The organism is Gallibacterium genomosp. 3 (assembly GCF_001678475.1).
Classification (GTDB): domain Bacteria; phylum Pseudomonadota; class Gammaproteobacteria; order Enterobacterales; family Pasteurellaceae; genus Gallibacterium; species Gallibacterium faecale.
Window position 1 is genome coordinate 12362 of sequence record NZ_JTJR01000043.1, and the last position, 18243, is coordinate 30604.

Below are 18243 nucleotides of genomic sequence, written 5' to 3' on the forward strand. Positions count from 1 at the left end.
TTTATTCCTTAGGAAATTGATTGTTTTTTGCTTCTATTTTTTCAATTCAGCTAATCCTTTTTTCGCTGCTTCATTATTTGGGTCAATAGAAAGAGCGGTTTCATACCAATAAATAGCGTTATCCTTACTTACTGCAAAACACTCATTGCCATCTATATATTCTTTAGCATAAGCAACCGCAATGTCAGCATTACCTCCTTGAGCTTGATTAGCATAAAGACGTTGTGCAATACCGCATTTTTTAGCTGATTTTGCTTGAGCAATAACTTCTAAGATCTTTTTACTGTCTGGTTTAGTTTTTAAACAAGCTTGTACAAATGCAAGTTCATCGGCATTATTACTAACGCTACATTCACCTAAATTAGTTGTCGGATCTGCAGTTGTTGTCGGGGCACTTTTGTTAGCGAAGAAGAAATAAGCAGCGATACCAAGCAATAATAATAAGATAATTAAGCCAATGATTAGACCTATTTTGCTTTTTTTCTCAGGTTGCTTTTCAAGCGTTGGTACAGGTTCAGTGATCGCTTCAGGAATAATAGGTTCTTCTGTAATAGCAGGTTGCCCTTCTTTAATTTCGATTGGTTCGATAAGCGGTTCTATCGGAGTCTCAGAGACTTCATTGATATTTTCTGTACGAGAGGAATCTCCTCCAGCTGAAGACGCTAGGATGTTACCAATAAAGTTGATTGGTCCATTATCTTCTATATTTTCATCCCTTATCTGTAGTAAGAAGCGGACATTACCACTTTGGTTAACTAAGGAATCAATTAGCCAAGGTCCCACTTTACCTTGCAATGCATCACCAACAACATTCATATTTGGCGCTTTATGCCATACAGGTTCAGGCCCCCAATTGTTATTTCCTAGAAAATAATAGCTATCTTGATTACGTTGGATAGCAAATTCCACGTTATTTGAGCCTTTCCATTTACGTGCGTTTAATTGAGCGAAACCTGGGCTGTCTTCTTTTAATTCAATTCTTAACACAATATTTCCTCATTTTATTCTGTAATAGATGCTGAACTGAATCCATTTAGTACTGTGCCTAATTGTGCATTTTGTTCAGGGCTAATTTCTCGACCGGCGCTATGACCAGCGTTGTTTACGGCAAAATGTCCAAATGCGACTAACCAATCAAGACGATAACCATCACTATAATTACTTGTTTGATCATTTAATTTTGGCAAACCGTTATGTTGTTCAATACTACGTTGTTCAAAAATCACTGTATCTGGTACAGCACGACTTGATGGGCGCTGTTCTAAAGGAATATCTGCATAACCTAACCATGCAATAAAGTCAGAGATTGCTGTACTCATAGTAAATACTTGACGTTCAGCTAATTGATCTCTTTTACTGCCACTATTTTCATTATGCAAGGCAATTTTTGATAATTTCTCTTGTAAATTTAGGCGATTTGCTCCAGTAACCAGCTCATTAACTATATTTTCTATATTTTCTGGTGTTAATCCAAAATATTGCATCAGTTTGTGATCAGACGTTAAATTACGTAAATGACTGACCCAAGCTTTAAAAACAGCTTGAGCAAAGCGTGAGTTTTCAATTTTTTCGCTTACTTTTGGTTGCGTTACGGTTGTTGGCATTGGATCACTAAATAAATCAAAATCATCGACAACAGGATTATGTGTTGTTTGCTCAGAGTTATTTTCGGTTAAATCATCTAAATCAGAAAAATAGAGCGAGCGAATAGTTTCTTCTGGTAGTTGTAGATGATGTAATAGCTCTCCCATCATTACGGCACGAGGGCTTTGTGGTAGGAGCATTTTAGCTACAACATTAGCAAGTTGGCGTTTTTTAGCTACTTCCTCTTCACCTTCACTGTGATACCAATTAGCAAAACGGTTTTCGACAACATGATGAATTCGTTCATTAAGTTGTTCAATTAAGCGGCGTTGTTTTACTTCTGGTAAAGCGATGGTTTCGAGGTAATTACTGATTCGTTTCATACCACCATCGTTTAATAACAACATGGCATCCCAAGCGTCTTCTGGATTAGCGATATGTTTTTGAATATCAGGATCCTGGCAAAAGGTTTGTCTTAATAAATTTAATTGGTTGCGTTCGTTTTCATTAATACTTACTTCAATATCATTTTCAACATTTAAGAAAGCTACTTTAAAGCCAGGTTTACGGACTAAGAAAACATTATTAAATGGTTTATCATTCTCCCAATTATTAAACCAATCGTAATTACCAAAACGTTCTAAGATCGTTTGTTTTAATAATCCGCCAGCACCCCAAGAAATTTTTAGTAACTCTTCTTCTTTAGAAAGATCCTGACTAATTCGCATATCAAACATTGTAATTGCCCAGAGTAAACCTGGTTTACGCAGACTACGTTGCTCAGGAGAATCTCCTTGGGTTTTATTGATCCATCTTTCTAACACAGGTCCTACACTATTAACATCAGATTGTTTTGTTGATGGTGTACATACAATCAAAATATTCATTTCTTGGCTATCGGTATAGCGTTCGAAAAGATAGGCAACTTTACCGCGTAAGATTAATTGAGAAACGGGATTACCTTCATTAATGTCTGATAGGGAGGTAATACCTAATCTACCGCGATATCCAGGAAAATCGAGTAAATCTAAATTCTCCGCTGCTGGGACGCGAGTCGGATTGATAAGGGGAAACACTAATTCTGCAGTGAGAGCAGTTAATTCAGCTAATGAAATTTCTACACTATCGCCAATATCTTCATTGAAAGCGGGGCGCACATGAATTGTCTCATCTCTGTCTGTACCCAAGCGTTCTAGCATATCTACATTCATAATGCTATCTGCTTGAGATAGCTTTCCGTCTGCTGTTGTTTTAACGATGGCATTTAATGGTGCATAAACTGAGTCAGGATGCCCTAATTTCGCTAATAAATTAGCAAATTGCACATAAATAGCGGTCAATTCACTAATCTCACCCCATAGAATAGAGAAAAGCTGTCCTCTTTCTGTAATGGTCAAATAAGGAGCTAATGCAGTTGCATTAGCCCAATAATTCCCTTGTAAAACAGATAAGGATTTACCAAAACTATCCAATGCATAATCCTGTAAATCAACAACATCATCTTTATTTACACCGGCTATAGGATGGACAGAAACACGAGAGCTGAGAGATTTAATTAAGCTATTTACGCGGGATTGGGTGATTTCATATTCAACACGTTCTTTGTCAAAATCATTAAAATAAGCATTAACGAGAATTTTAGCTATTTCAATTTCACTAAATAAACGTAATTCTAATGGATAACCGGTGATAGATTTAACTGGTTTACGGGTAAATCTGGTTACTAAACCTGTTGCCTCTTTACCACCACCTGGTGGATTGATATGTTTAATAAAGTCGAGACGTTGGCCATCAAAATTCGTTTCTAATTTTCCATGCTCATCAGCAACTAGGGCAGAGATTAAAAATGATTTACCTGCTTGAGATAAGCCAAAAAAGCCAGCAGTAATTGGTTTAGTGGAGACATTTCCCAAACGTTTCGCCATATTTTTTAATCGGCGTAGCTCTAAAATTAAACTGTCTGCTTCGTTATTCAAACGAGTTACACTTGGACGGACATCTTCAACCCAGTCAATTGCAGATTGGGATGAATTAAAAACGTCTTGCCACGATTGTGCTAATTGTTGTGTCATATTATTCATTATTTCTCCCGTTTAACGCTGCCGGTGTCTAACCAATATAAGCTATCTTTTAAGCCTGCATCTGTCATGGTATTTAAGGTTAATTTAATTTGAGGGTCACCTAGTTCATTACGTCTTAATCTCACTTTTTTGACTTTGCCATCTAACATTCGTAATTCAGCCGTAACAATTTCAAAATTTTCAATACGTTCTTTTTGTTTAGAGGCTAAGCCTAATGATTTTTTAATCCGTAACGTAATGTCTAAAACGCCGCCATCAACAAGTTCGCGATTGAGTTGATCATCTTCGATAGTGAGTAAATAGAGTGGTGTTGCACTCCAACGCTCTACATTTAGTTGACGGAATCCTAAACGAGCTAATCCTCTCACTTCAAAGTGGGTATCAGGTAATTCATAATCAGGATCATCTAAATTAATATCTCGATAATAAATATTACTATCTTTAATCACGTTATTATTATCTAGTAAACCGATATATTTAACAGTAGAGTAGGCAACTAATGCCGTCGCTCTTAAATAAAAGTTTGGTAAGCGTTGATGTGTACTTAAAAAGCATAACATAGCACCAACAGAAGCGGTTGTTTTAGGATCATCAATGCGACCTTGCTTATGGAATGGATACCAGTTACCAGTGCGATAATTATTTAATGGCAAGATACGCCCTACTGGTAATGGTAAACGTGAGCGGAAAAAAGCTTGTACCCCAGGTAAGCGTGATGGACGGCCTGTTAGTAATAAGACATCGCATTGATAACAATTAATTACCTCACATAATGCATTAAATGTTTTGCAAATATCATAATAATTACCAGACATAAAGCGATTATGAATTTCGCGTAAATTGATCTCGATTGGTAAATCTAAAATATTGAAAGTAGGATCATTTAATTCACGTCTGATTGGTTCATTAATGTAGTCTAAAACTCTCTCTGTTGGACGCTCAACTTCGCTTAATAGAGAAGAGAATGTGAGATCAGACAGTGTGGCTTCGCTATAACAAGGATCAAAATTCTCATATTCTTTTAGGACTCGAAGTCCAATTGGCATAAATACCTGTAAGGTTAATTGCTGACGTAATAATTTATCCTGTACAGATCTCTCTTCTGACCCAATTAATTTAGAGAGAATAGAATCAGGCTCTGAAATCCCTTTTTCTTTTAATCCTCTTTCTAAAGAATGTACGACAACATCACGGATCATATCCAATAAAATGTCATCGCCAGCGACTTTAAAACCATCTCTAAAACGTTGGGTTGGTACAATATGAGCATTACTGCCACCATTATAATTTCCAGAACCATAATCAAGAGAATAATCGTTGATAACTAAATCTGTCGTACCGCCTCCAATATCAACGGTTGCAATAGTAATAGTATTTTTCTGGTGATTATCATTTCTTCTTAATGCCGCAATAAATTCTTCTGGGCGTCCACCATAATTATTTTGTGTTTCATTAAAGAGGTATACGATTTGTCCACAAGTAGCTTCGTCCCATTGAATAACAACTTCAGGCAATATTGGCCAATATTGTTCTCGACTTTCTTTAGAGTCAAAATCTAAATCTTGATCTGATTTATCCCATCCTAAACTTTTCCAAACTAAACCGATTGCTTGATAAACACAATTACGGAAAATCTCTCGTTCAGGCTTTGGCATAGCTGGTGGAACTGTAAGAATAATAGATCGTAAATAACGAGGTGTACGAGAATGTTCTAATTTTGCTCGCTGGGTAGGACTATTAATTTGTACCAATGCATGCATCAAGACTTCTGATAACATAAATGTCATCAATGAACTACGAGAGTATTTTGGATGGAATACAGGAATTTTTCGATCAAACTCTTCATCAATATTATCATCTAGAATGTGTAAGGCTTCTCCGTATTCATTAATAAGGCTTGATAAAGGTTCTGCGGTAGCATGAGGTTCATGATCTGTTTTGACGTAAGTACTGTTAAATCGCCAACCTTGACCATACTGTTCTGTATCCCATAAATAACGTTTAGGACTAGAAAGACCAGTAGCGCCTTCGTTACCATTACGGCGACTGGCTAAACGAGAAGCTTCTTTTCCAATACGGCCGATTGTTGGCCATTGAAACGCATCTCTTCTCCCACTAAGAACAGAGAAATGTTCTTTGCCAAAAAACGCTTGGGCAAATTCTACTCTACTTTCAAAAGGCTCATTGTAAACATATTGTGGGCGACTTAAATCTCTTAGTTCTAATTCATAGCGTTTCTTTAGACCATCTTTCTCTTGTTTATGATCTTCAATCAAAATACCGCAAGTCCGAGAATTCCCTACATCTAGGATCATATCAACAGGAATGGCTTCAACAATATCATCTGCTTTTTTGGAAACAACTTTAATATTAGGTAGAGATAAGCGTGTACCTAAAATAGAGAGAAGATTTAGGTAATGTGCTTGGTGATTTTTTAATTTCACAGCATCATTAATTTCTTCGAAATCAGTTAAACGAATTAAATGAGCTTGTTCTTTAAAGATCTCTAATAACCAATCATTGATCCAATTAAAATCTAAGAACCAAGACATTTGATTTGATTGATGTGCTAAACCAAAAACTACACCAGAACGAATATCTTCCTCTGTTGGCGCTAAATAAGCAACATCTTGGCTGTTAGGGAAAACTTTTGTATCAAAGGCAAATGTGACGCGATAAGTATTCCCCTCTTGATCTGGTTGATCGAGTTGAATGACTCTGACACGGGCCCAGTTATAAGGTCCTTCATCAAAACGATCTGGTGGTACAGTTCTTAAAAATGGAATAGGAATCCATAGGCCATTAAATAATGTAAATGACTGTTCGACGCTAATATCTTGTTCTGGTGTTACGATACGTCCTGGCTGTGAAGGATCATAATAGCCATCTCTGATAGGATCTTCTATTAAACGGCGTAATGGTCCATTTTCACCTGAAGAAATAAAATAACCAGTAGAAATATCTTTCCATTCTCTTTCTTTCCAGTTAATTTTTAATCCAAAATCAATAAATTGAATCCCGCTATTCATTACAAGCGAAACTTCTTTGCCTAAATAATGTAATTCTGGAAGCATTGTTATTCTCTCTTACTAAGTCAAATTATTCAGATTTCATCGACATTGGGAAGTTTTGACCTTTGCCATATTCCCCTTCACAATCAGCCGAACCATTAGCACTAGGCTTACAACTTACATTAGGTAATTGATAAGTAGAACCATCACTACAGTTTGCTATCCCGGTATTGCCAATATTCAGGCTTGTACCTTGAATAGAAGCATTAACTTGACCGACACATTGAACACCATCACCCCTTTCTACTCGAACTTGCCCTTTTCCTTTTTCAAATTCATATTTCAGACGTAATGGTTTACCTGTACTTTTATCCTGAATGCCGGCGCCCGCATTCCATTTACCGTTAAGGAAATCTACATTTCCTTTTTGCAAGCTTTCGGTCGGAATCTGTAATGGTTGATTTGTACTTTGTTGTTTTAAAGTATCTTCAGGCTTTACTGTATTATTATCTTGATTTTGTGATATGTTAGGATCTTTTTTGTTATCAGTAGCATCCTTATTAGTTTCTTGGTTTGGTGATTCTGTTTTTGGTTGAGGATCCTCCATTACTGGTTGAGTCGCATCTTTCTGAGGATTATCGGTTAAACTCTCCTCTTTGACTGTATCAGTAGTATTTTTCCCAATAGGTTCATTTTGAGTTGGTGATATTGTATCGGTACCATCACGACTTGTTGGTAATCCAGCAGAAGTGTTTGTTGAACTTATTACACGAGGAACAGAATCAACTATTGCAACGGTTTGACATTGGTTTGAATTTTTATTTTTACTGGTATTTAATTGTTGTATTAATGATGAATCTGTCACTGTTGTTCCATCATCAACATAAAACCAAGCATTTTTGGCTAAATCTAAACAAACTTGTCGTTCTGTATTGTTTTGTGGGGTTTTAGTGTTTTCAGTATTGAATGATAAAGAAGGAAGTTCAACACTAGGGCTCCAACAACTACGTAAAAAGAACAAAGAAAGTGCACCGATTAATAAAAAAGGTAATAGACATAATAACCAACGCCACCAAGGTTTGCTTGGTTCAGCCGTTACAGGTTGTGCTAGTATTGGTTCTTCAATAGGTGTAGTGATAAGCGGTTTTTCGATTGGCTTGAGACTTAAAAATGGATGACCATGGATAGGACTATTTTTTTCTACAAATCCCCAGAACGTAATAACTGGTTTTCCATTAACTAAATAAACATGTTCAGGATTTGGGAATCGTAAAGCTTTTAAATTTTCAGGATCATTAATATCAGCAGAATTATTATTACCAGAAAGTAGGCGGGAAAATAAAAGGAGATCGCCTTGAATATTATTTGTATTTTTTAATTTTTGCCCAAACTCTAACATGGACTGTTCAAATAAGTGTAATTCTTGATATGAGTTATTCCGTTCTTCTTCTGTTGCTGAGGTCCAAGGAATGATGAGATATTTACCGTCAGCTCTGTCTGATTCAAAGGGAACATACCAATCTATCTGACTACCTTGATCATTGCGCTGGGGAATCGCGAGATAATTGGCAAATTTCTTACCAAGGGGGTCGCCTGATTGATCTTTTACTCTTAATCGTATGGCATCCCGTAATTGAGAAGCAACAGCATAAACAGGCGTTCCATCTTGCCCAAGTGCGGTGTAATTTTTGATATCACCACTACGTAATAAAGCACTTAACATAAAGTTTCCTTGTCAGATTTCAGTAATAACCTTACAAATATCACTCTATTTGAACGATATTGATTAATTTTATATAAAATTGTTATGAATTTGAATATTTAAGTGTTATAGAAAGAATAAAAGTAATTTATATAACAACAATTATATAAGAATGAAAATTTGCTTTATATTTTTGAGGTAGTTTTTTGAAAAGATGTTGTTTGATTACATGAAAGTGAATTTATTAATGTAAATAAATACATAATGGGGGATACCATTAGTTAGGTATATAAAAGCCCATTTCCGGTTATTGAAAAATGGGCAAGAGAAGTATGATATATTGAGTAAAATTAGTTCTTTAATGACTGTACTGGCGCCGGGATACGACCTCCCCGATTGACGAAAACTTCGCAGGAGCCTTCTTTCACTGGCATAATCGGGGCATAACCCAATAATCCACCAAATTCAACCATTTCACCGACATCTTTATTCGGTACAGGAATAATCCGCACAGCTGTCGTTTTGCTATTAATCATTCCAATAGCAGCTTCATCTGCAATAATGCCAGAAATAGTGCTTGCAGATGTATAGCCTGGTACGGCAATCATATCTAAGCCAACAGAACAAACCGCAGTCATCGCTTCTAACTTATCTAAAGTAAGCACGCCTTGTGAAGTAGCGGCAATCATACCTTCATCTTCAGAAACAGGAATAAATGCACCGCTTAAACCACCAACAGAGCTACTCGCCATCATACCGCCTTTTTTTACGGCATCATTTAGTAATGCAAGTGCGGCAGTAGTGCCATGTGTACCACATACACTTAATCCCATTTGTTCTAAAATACGGGCAACACTATCACCGATTGCGGGAGTTGGTGCTAAAGATAAGTCAAGAATACCGAAAGGAATACCGAGGCGTTTACTCGCTTCTTGACCAATTAATTCACCAACGCGTGTAATTTTAAAAGCGGTTTTTTTCACTACCTCAGCGACTTCAGTTAAAGTAGTTGCTTGGCTACTTTCTAAGGCTGCTTTGACCACGCCAGGACCAGATACGCCAACGTTAATGACAGCATCACCCTCGCCAGAACCATGAAAAGCACCTGCCATAAATGGGTTGTCTTCTACTGCGTTACAAAACACCACAATTTTGGCACAACCAAACCCTTCAGGCGTAATTTCAGCAGTTTGTTTAATCACTTCACCAGCTAGTTTAACTGCATCCATATTAATACCCGCTTTAGTTGAGCCGATATTAATTGAACTACATACAATATCAGTTGATTGCATAGCTTCTGGAATTGAACGGATTAAAATCTCATCTGCTGGGCTCATTCCTTTATGAACGAGAGCAGAGAAGCCACCAATAAAAGAAACCCCAATCGCTTTTGCCGCACGATCGAGTGTTTGAGCGACGGAAACATAAGAAGTTGCTTTAGTTGCAGCCGCAATTTGTGCAATCGGCGTGACAGAGATACGTTGATTTACAATAGGAATCCCATATTTTGCGGAGAGTTCTCGCGCGGTTTGTACTAAATCACCGCCAATACGCACAATCTTGTCATAAATTTTTTGATTTAAGATATCAATATCATCACTAATACAATCATGAAGATCGATCCCGATCGTAATGGTTCTTACGTCGAAATTCTGATCTGACACCATGCGCAGTGTTTCTAAGATTTCATAAGATTGAATACTGTTACTCATACTAAATCCCCTTTAAATACGATACATAGCATTAAAGATTTCAGTATTTTGTAAGCGTAAATCTAACCCAAGTTTTTGCCCTTCTTCTGTACAGTATGCGGCTAATGTTTGGTAATCTTTTTTACATTCTGTGGTATCAACAAGAAGAATCATCGTGAAATAACCATCCATTAGCTGTTGGCTAATATTCACAATGTTAATTTGTTGTTCTGCTAATAATTTGGCGACATCATACACAATACCGATACGATCCTTGCCGATAACGGTTAAAACTGATTGATTCATTTCACTGTTCCTCTTGTTGAGCATAAAAATGCAATTCATCAACTGAATTGATATTTATAAAATGTGTTTTTTCATTTGAAAAATCTGCTGTTTGATAGGCTTGTTGTTTAAAAAAGCCTAACACACGGCGATTTCCTTGTTGTAAATAGGCGTTTAATGCAGGGAGAAGGGAACGATGTAATAAACAACAGGTTGGATGTTCTCGTTCACCATCAGTCGCATAAACAACTTGCGTATTAGCTTGGCGAGCAGCCGCTAATTTCTCTACTAAATTTACTGGTAAATAAGGCGTATCACAAGGGACAAATAGTACCCAATCTGATTTTGTGTGTTGTAACCCTGTTAACATTCCGCTCAAAGGACCAAGATAACCGGTTAAATCATCACTAATAACGGTCAGTCCGCTGGCGGCATATTGTGTTAATGAACGATTGGCATTGATAATAACGTCATTAACTTGAGGTGAAATAACTTGATAAACCCATTGATATAAAGGCTTATCAATTAGAATTTGTAAGCCTTTATCTGCACCATTCATACGTTGTGCTTTACCGCCGCACAAAATTACCGCAGTTATTTTCTCAGGCATAGTAATCTCTTTTGGCAATTAAAAATTTAAGTGGTATTATCGCACACCTATGTGAAACTGTGAGGAAAAATCCAAATGAAATGCCATCGTTTAAATGAGGTTTTGGAGTTATTGCAACCTTATTGGGCAAAAGATCCAGATCTCAATTTAACCCAAATTTTGCAAAAAATTGCAAAAGAAGCTGGGTTTACTGGGGAGTTAGCAGAATTGAGTGATGAAATTATTATTTATCATCTCAAAATGGCAGGTAAAGATAAAAATGAACCAATCCCAGGTCTGAAAAAAGATTATGAAGATGATTTTAAAACAGCATTATTAAAAGCAAGAGGCATCATTAAATAAGGAGAGTTGCGATGAAAAAAATATTGCTTGTATTAACCGGGTTTTTAGTGGCATTTATGTCACAATTTAGTATGGCAGCGAATTTTAGCGAAGGTAGAGATTATGACGTTTTAACTTTACCGCAAAGCGAACAAAAAGAAGTGATCCAATTTTTCTCATTTTATTGTCCTCACTGCTATGACTATGAAATGAAATTCCATATTCCTGAGAAAATTAAACAATCTTTACCGGCGGATGTGAGCTTTAAACAATACCATGTTAATTTCTTAGGTGGACAATCTGCCAATTTGACCCGTGCATGGGCGTTAGCGATGGCAATTGGTGCAGAAGAAAAAGTCCGTGCACCTTTATTTGAAGCAGCACAACAACGCAACTTAAATTCTATGGATGATATCCGTAAAATCTTTGTAGATAGCGGGATTGATGGTAAAGAGTTTGATAGTGCAATTAACAGCTTTGCTGTAAATGCGTTAGTTGCAAAACAAGAGAAAGCGGCAGAATTGTTTAAAGTGCGTGGTGTGCCAGATTTTTATATCAATGGTAAGTACCATATTGCAACGGGTAATGACAGTGGTTTTTCTGAAGTAAAAACTTTAGATGACTTCATCCAACGCTATGTCGATTTAACCCAATTTTTATTAAAAAAATAATTGACAACAACGAAAAAGTCGCCTTAAATGCGACTTTTTTATTTGATACTCAAATTAAGGAATTCCTACTATGTCTGAAAGCTTTAGCGTAACACGTCGTTTTTTTGACGATAAAAATTATCCTCGTGGTTTTGCTCGTCACGGAGATTACACTATCCGTGAATCTCAAGCATTAGAAAATCATGGTTTAGCGTTTCTTGAGCTAGATAAAGGTACTCGCCAACCAGTAACCGAAGAAGAACAACAATTTGTTGCTTTCTGCCGTGGTGAACGTCCAGCAGAAACTTTCTTTGAAAAAACTTGGGATAAATATCGTTCTCGTATTTCTCGTACTAAACGTGTTTATACGCTTTCAGGTGTATTAGCGAACGATAATGTTGATGATTATAATGCGGATTGATAGCTATTAAACAGATTGAAAATAATACAGAGAAAAGCAGGTTAGTTAAGCCTGCTTTTTTATTGGCTCAAAGATGGCATGATGCATAGAATGCCGAGATAGACATATGTTATTGCAAATGCAAATTGCACGATGTAATAGAGCTGAAGAGGGTATCTGCTTAATAGCTCCCAGTGGTGCAAATCTTTTAACTGAGCAATGAGGATAAAACCGATCGTTAAAGCATTAAAACCAGTAATTGAATGAGGTAAAAAGAAAAAAGCAACTAAATATATTGTGGTGAAGAACAGCAATAAATTTCGATAAATCGGGTTAGGAATAAAAACAGGATGCTTTAAAGTTGTTTTTTGCAATGCTTGTTTAACAAGCCTGGATTGTAACTGGGAAGTAAAATAGCTATAAACAAGAAAGAATAGGGAAAAGAAGAAGATAACGAAATTATTCATAGTAAATTACCTCATTAAAATATTGTTGCACAATCTTTTCTTCGAATTTTGCATCACGCTCTATTAGAGGGGTGGTAAGACAAATTGTATTTTCAATATTCATTCCTTTGTTACTAAGAAAAAGAATTTCGTGGCTAAGTCTAGCAGCTTCAAAACGATCGTGGGTCACTAATAAGCAGGCTAGCTGTTTTTGATCAATCTTATCGGTCAAAATATGAATTAAAACTTGGCGTAGGTCACGATCTAATCCGACAAAAGGTTCGTCAAGCAAGGCTAAATCGCAACCACTTAATAAAAGTCGTAAAAACGCAATTCGTTTCGCCATACCTCCACTTAATTGGCTTGGATATTTATTCAGATCACTTCGATTAAGCCCAACTTTTTCTGCCAGAGTATAAAGTGAATTTAAATCAGGATGTGGCATAAAAATGGTAATGTTTTGGAGGGCATTTAGGTGATTGAGCAAGCGATTTTCTTGAAAAAGAAAGCCAATTTTTTTGAAATGGTTATTAATTTTCCCTGATGTAGGTTGTGTTAGCCCACTGATAAGTCGTAATACAGTTGTTTTGCCACAACCACTTCGACCAAAGAGGGTTTTTACTTCACCATATTGCAGGGAAAGATTGAAGTCTTGCACAATGGTGTCAGATTGCATATTTAATTTAAGGCGAGATAACGTTAGCATATTTATTGTTTCCACGGCATAAAGAGAATTTCTATTGGTTTGGTAATACAGTATTCAAAAATTGCTACAAGACTAATCACTAAAACAACATAAGCCATGACGGTTTCTGTATCTAACATTGCTCGAGCATCAGCGATACGTGCACCGATACCATCACTAGCACCGAGTAATTCTGCCATCACAACAACCCGAACTCCTGTTGCTACGGCAACACTGACGCTTGAAATAACATAGCGAGTGAAATGAGGAATATAAAAATATTTTATCTTTTTGAGAAATCCTAGTTGGTACACGTCAAAGACTTCTAAGGTTTGCTTATTTAGCTGTTGTACAGCAACGACAGTACTCGAAAAAGTTAATGGTGTCACAATAATTACAATGGTAAAGAGTACGCTGCTATTCCCGAAGCCAAACCAAAAAAGTGCCATTACTACCCAAATAATGGGTGGTGTGGAAAGTAAGGTAGTAATCAGAGGTTTGAGAATTACAAATACTGTACGAAAATGCCCAGCAATAAAACCAAAACTTAACCCAAGTAATAGAGAGCCACCAACACCAAGTAAAGCGCGCCATAGTGATAATGTAATTTGATTTTGTTGGCTATTTTTTAGTAATTCAATAGCTCGGTAAAATACAGTAATTGGAGAGGGAAGGAGAAATTCCCCTAAACTTAGGCTTGCCCATTGCCATAAAGAGAGAAAAAAACAAACAATAGCTAGGGTGGCAAAGCCACCCCAAAGATAATCAACGATTAAGAAAAATGTTGATTGTGGTTTACGTACTTTATTGACAATTAACATAAGAAGAAACCATCATCAGGGAGTTTGCCACCCAATAATTTGGGGTTATAACGGAAAATAACTTCATAAAACTTGAGTAATTCTTCTTTGAGCTCAGAGCCTTTTAATACCACTAAATTAGAATGAGGAATAGCATTAGCGATTGCAGGAACTGGTGCAGGGAAGTAATTACTACCGATTTCAGCTGCACTTTGTGGGTTGTCTTTAATCCAAGTGAGAGCGTTTTGTAGATCTTGATGTAATAGCTCAAATTGTGCTTGATGAGCTTGATAAAACTCAACATTGGCGATGATACCAGCTTGTGGAAGTAATGGTCTGACTTTAAATGCTGATGCCCACGCATCCACAAAGTCAAAACAGCGCACAACTTCAACCCCCATTTTTTTACCACGTAAAATACAAGCACTAGTAAGCGGTTCAGGTAAGAAAGCTGCACCAAAATCTTTGGTTAAGAATAAACCAACAGCTTCAGCAGGTGTTGCAGTATAGGTGATTGATACACGGTCTTCATTGATGCCAAGTTGTTTTAATAATGCTCGGAAAGAAATATCAGGCATATCATTTTTAAATGGCATAATTACTTTTTTATCAATGAGTTGGTCTGGTTGAGTAATTTCTTTTTTGGCAACAAGTTTGGTAACACCTGCGGTAAGAATATTAATCATACCAACCTTTTGTCCTCGATTACGTAAATTAACCCCAACGTTACTCGGACTCATCATTACTTTGAATTCACCACTTGCTACACCAGCACGTAGTTGATCTGGATTACGCCATATTTTCATTGCAAGGTCAGTCTGTTTTGCTAATTGTCCTTGTAAGGTTGCGACTGCAATAGTTAAGCTAGGAATGGCTGGTGCACCATAAATAGTAAAATTTTCTTTTCCTGCAGCAAAAACGGGCGGTAAGAAGCCAGTTAATGCTAAGGCAGATGAGAATTGCAAAAAAGTTCTACGATTAATATTCATAATTAACTCTCCTTAAAATGAGGTATGTAAACTAAGCCAATAAGTACGCCCTGGTGCAGATACAATACTTGGTGCCAGTGCCATTACATGATCACCACTGATAAATTCTGCATATTGGCGATTAAATAGATTATTTACCCCTAAGCGAATACCATATTTATCTTTAATGTTGATACCAGCATAGAGATCCGCCACAGTAAAAGCTTTTGCTGCATCATAGCGGTCAATACCTAGCCCAGTGTGTGAATCAAAATCCCCTCGTTTTTGTTTAGCAACATAACGCATTGCAATCCCTAGGTTATAGCTGCCATAACGGAAGTAATTTTTATAATCTAGGTTAGAGGTGACTTCTAATGGGCGGGTTTGATAGAGTGGACGGCGATCTGTGCGGTTTTGTCCATAGGTATATTGTGCTTTTAAGCCAAGCCCCCAGTGTTGGGCAAAATTAAGATTGCCATAAAGTTGAGCTAAAAAGAGCGTTGCATTGACATTGCGACTGATGACACCGCCATTAGTTTGTGTTGTGTGGTGACGTACACGATCAAAAATAATCAAATTTTTAACATCATCATAGAGTAAGCTACCGCCTATATTCCAACCTGCTCCCATTAATGAATTCAAGTAACCTTTATAAAATTCATTTTTTATATCCATATCAATTTTCACACGATTATGTTGTTCTGGCTTGAGCCATGGGTTGCTGACTACGGCAGCTTGTGGTTTTTGATTGTTTATACTTTGATCTGGTTTAACTACAACTGCTGCAACAGAACTAAATCTTTCTTGATTATTTCCAATGCGTTCGATATGTCCAACATTGAAGCTATATTGTTGCTGTGGTGTTGGAGTGAAATCATATTTTAATTCTGCAGAAAGCATGTCTTGTTTTACTTTACCTTGCACGGGTTGGGCAAAGTAAAGTGTCCATAATTGGTTTGGATTTGCAAAAGATAGAGCAGGATTGTTTGGGTTTGGAATACGCTGATTAGCGTTATGAATTTGCGTTTGATTATTTTCGTAAGTGATACCTAGAGCAACTTTATGTTGATCATTAATACGATAACTTAGTTCATCAAATAGGCGAAAACGATTAATGTGAAGATCTGCAAAACGGTAACCATTTAAGAAATCTTTATTAGGTGTGTGTACATATCGATTACCATTATGGGTATCTCGTTGGTAACTAGTGCCTAACATATTATGCCATTGACCAAAATCACGATCATATTTCAAACTAACATCATAAATTTCACGATCAATTAGCATATAAACATTAGGTGTGTTATGGCGTAGCGTATAGTTATCGGCATGGCGTTTAATTTTTCGGTAAGTGACTTCAGCATTTAAGGTGTTACTAAGATCTTCATTACCTAAGCGAGTATTAAATCGCGTAATAAGGCGATCAGTATTAATTGGATCCATTTGATGTTGTGGTTGTTTATCATCTTCAATATCATCATGTATTAAAGTAAATCGATATTCACTCCAATGGTTAGGTAACCAACCTAATACTATTGCTTGATTAAAACGTGTATATCCCCAATCCACTTTATCACCATTAGCACTTTTATAATGATTCGCTTTACTGTGATTCATGTTGAAAATGGCATAATAATTTGCTTCTCGCATACCAGAAAGAATACTGTTGTAAAAACTATTTCCGTATATTCCAGAACTGATTTTTAGGGGAGAGATACCATTATTAATAGAGTCTGTAACTGAGTAGTATTGATTGCGATCTGTGCGATCAAATTGGTTTTCTATTTGGTAGCGTTGAGATTGTGTTGGTGGGATAGGTTTAGGAGGTGAAAAGTTTTTTATTGGTTGGATTGTATCAGGGTCAGCTAAATTAGCGAACAATGATGGAGAAATTACGGTACATAAGGTGACCCAAAGGAGTTTTTTCTGATGTTTTTTCATAGTAGCCTCATTTTTTATAAATGATAATTATTATCATTTAATTTTAAATTCTATGCAAAAGGATTTTTGTAAAAAATACCTATATGTGAGTATTTCTACTTAGAATAGATAAATTGCAATAAATGATAATAATTATTATTTATATTTTTAAGAAAATAAGATATGTTATATACAGATTTTTATTTTAATTAAGTAAAAGGAAATTGAGGTATGAAAAAAGATGAAGTTGGACATAGCTTTTTAGCTCGTTTGGGTAAAACAAGATTGCGTCCAGGTGGTAGAAAAGCAACAGAATGGTTAATTGAACAGGGACATTTTGATAAAGATAAAAAAGTATTAGAAGTTGCTTGTAATATGGGGACAACAGCGATTGGTTTAGCAAAACAGTTTGGGTGTCATATTGAAGGTGTTGATCTTGATGAAGCAGTTTTAGAGAAAGCGAGAAAGAATATAACGCTAAACCAGCTACAAGGTAAGATTAATGTACAACGTGCTAATGCAATGAAATTACCTTTCGAAGATAATAGCTTTGATATTGTTATTAATGAAGCCATGCTAACAATGCTACCAGTTGAAGCTAAGCTCAAAGCAGTACAAGAATATTATCGTGTCTTAAAACCAGGTGGGCTATTATTAACTCATGATGTTATGCTAAATACAGATAATGGAGAAGAGATTATTCAACGTTTACGAGATGCCATTAATATTACTGTGACTCCACTTACGAAGAATGGCTGGCAAGAGATATTTACTCAAGTTGGATTTCATAATATTCAAACCTTTTCTGGAGATATGACATTATTATCACCGAAAGGTCTCATTTATGATGAAGGGATTTTAGGTGCAATTAAAATTATTAAAAATGCATTAAAAGCAGAAAATAGGACAACGTTTAAGAAAATGTTTAGAGTTTTTAATGATCCTAATAAGCCGTTGAATTTCATTGCAATATGTAGTCAGAAGAAGTGAAGAAATAGGATAAAATAGTGGTTAGAAGTGGTTTAAAACTGTATTGTATAGTTTTAAACCATTTTTTTAGCTCTAAAAAAGAGGTGTAGTAGACAAAAT

Annotated in this window: 16 protein-coding genes; 4 read left to right on the forward strand and 12 right to left on the reverse strand. The window is 36.2% G+C overall.

The features are described from left to right. Nucleotides 1–33 precede the first annotated feature (33 nt). The 7 genes from QV06_RS09735 to mobA form a co-directional block, all read right to left on the reverse strand. The gene (locus QV06_RS09735; RefSeq protein ID WP_065237967.1) at nt 34–987 is read right to left on the reverse strand and encodes a hypothetical protein; all 954 of its coding nucleotides are present in this window, start codon (nt 985–987) and stop codon (nt 34–36) included. 14 nt (nt 988–1001) lie between these two features. After that, the gene (locus QV06_RS09740) at nt 1002–3665 is read right to left on the reverse strand and encodes a putative virulence factor (RefSeq protein WP_065237968.1); all 2664 of its coding nucleotides are present in this window, start codon (nt 3663–3665) and stop codon (nt 1002–1004) included. Next, a complete protein-coding gene (locus QV06_RS09745; protein WP_065237969.1) occupies nt 3665–6739 on the reverse strand; it encodes a virulence factor SrfB in 3075 nt (1024 codons plus the stop codon). Before QV06_RS09745 ends, QV06_RS09740 begins: the two co-directional genes overlap by 1 nt. A 25-nt stretch (nt 6740–6764) precedes the next feature. Further along, nucleotides 6765–8399 carry an SrfA family protein gene (locus tag QV06_RS09750; RefSeq protein ID WP_065237970.1) on the reverse strand — a complete coding sequence of 545 codons (1635 nt, stop codon included), beginning with the start codon at nt 8397–8399 and terminating at the stop codon, nt 6765–6767. A gap of 329 nt (nt 8400–8728) precedes the next feature. Beyond that, nucleotides 8729–10090, reverse strand: a complete 1362-nt coding sequence (locus QV06_RS09755; protein WP_065237971.1) for a PFL family protein — start codon at nt 10088–10090, stop codon at nt 8729–8731. A gap of 12 nt (nt 10091–10102) precedes the next feature. Continuing rightward, nucleotides 10103–10375, reverse strand: coding sequence for an ACT domain-containing protein (locus QV06_RS09760; protein ID WP_065235337.1), 273 nt, complete (start codon nt 10373–10375; stop codon nt 10103–10105). Nucleotide 10376: 1 nt separating this feature from the next. Continuing rightward, nucleotides 10377–10964, reverse strand: coding sequence for a molybdenum cofactor guanylyltransferase MobA (gene mobA, locus QV06_RS09765; RefSeq protein WP_065237972.1), 588 nt, complete (start codon nt 10962–10964; stop codon nt 10377–10379). Nucleotides 10965–11039: 75 nt separating this feature from the next. On the opposite strand from mobA, the gene QV06_RS09770 reads away from it, so the two are divergent. The 3 genes from QV06_RS09770 to QV06_RS09780 all read left to right on the forward strand — a co-directional run bounded on the left by QV06_RS09770 (nt 11040) and on the right by QV06_RS09780 (nt 12356). After that, the gene (locus QV06_RS09770; protein WP_065235335.1) at nt 11040–11306 is read left to right on the forward strand and encodes a YihD family protein; all 267 of its coding nucleotides are present in this window, start codon (nt 11040–11042) and stop codon (nt 11304–11306) included. An 11-nt stretch (nt 11307–11317) separates the two neighbouring features. After that, nucleotides 11318–11956 carry a thiol:disulfide interchange protein DsbA gene (dsbA, locus tag QV06_RS09775; RefSeq protein ID WP_065237973.1) on the forward strand — a complete coding sequence of 213 codons (639 nt, stop codon included), beginning with the start codon at nt 11318–11320 and terminating at the stop codon, nt 11954–11956. A 70-nt stretch (nt 11957–12026) separates the two neighbouring features. Then, a complete protein-coding gene (locus QV06_RS09780) occupies nt 12027–12356 on the forward strand; it encodes a DUF413 domain-containing protein (RefSeq protein WP_065237974.1) in 330 nt (109 codons plus the stop codon). A 59-nt stretch (nt 12357–12415) separates the two neighbouring features. Here QV06_RS09780 and QV06_RS09785 read toward each other — a convergent pair whose 3' ends face one another. The 5 genes from QV06_RS09785 to QV06_RS09805 are packed head-to-tail and all read right to left on the reverse strand — an operon-like array spanning nt 12416 to nt 17175. After that, nucleotides 12416–12802 carry a hypothetical protein gene (locus QV06_RS09785; RefSeq protein WP_065237975.1) on the reverse strand — a complete coding sequence of 129 codons (387 nt, stop codon included), beginning with the start codon at nt 12800–12802 and terminating at the stop codon, nt 12416–12418. Continuing rightward, nucleotides 12795–13487 (reverse strand): ATP-binding cassette domain-containing protein, encoded by a 693-nt coding sequence (locus tag QV06_RS09790; RefSeq protein ID WP_065237976.1) that lies wholly within the window; start codon nt 13485–13487, stop codon nt 12795–12797. Before QV06_RS09790 ends, QV06_RS09785 begins: the two co-directional genes overlap by 8 nt. A 2-nt stretch (nt 13488–13489) precedes the next feature. Next, the gene (locus QV06_RS09795) at nt 13490–14287 is read right to left on the reverse strand and encodes an ABC transporter permease (protein WP_065237977.1); all 798 of its coding nucleotides are present in this window, start codon (nt 14285–14287) and stop codon (nt 13490–13492) included. Next, complete coding sequence (locus QV06_RS09800) at nt 14281–15255, reverse strand: ABC transporter substrate-binding protein (protein ID WP_065237978.1); 975 nt, start codon at nt 15253–15255, stop codon at nt 14281–14283. Before QV06_RS09800 ends, QV06_RS09795 begins: the two co-directional genes overlap by 7 nt. A 12-nt stretch (nt 15256–15267) precedes the next feature. Then, a complete protein-coding gene (locus QV06_RS09805) occupies nt 15268–17175 on the reverse strand; it encodes a TonB-dependent receptor domain-containing protein (RefSeq protein WP_065237979.1) in 1908 nt (635 codons plus the stop codon). Between the two features lie 210 nt (nt 17176–17385). Here QV06_RS09805 and QV06_RS09810 point away from each other — a divergent pair, with 210 nt between their 5' ends. Then, the gene (locus tag QV06_RS09810) at nt 17386–18144 is read left to right on the forward strand and encodes a class I SAM-dependent methyltransferase (RefSeq protein WP_065237980.1); all 759 of its coding nucleotides are present in this window, start codon (nt 17386–17388) and stop codon (nt 18142–18144) included. The last annotated feature ends 99 nt before the right edge of the window (nt 18145–18243 follow it).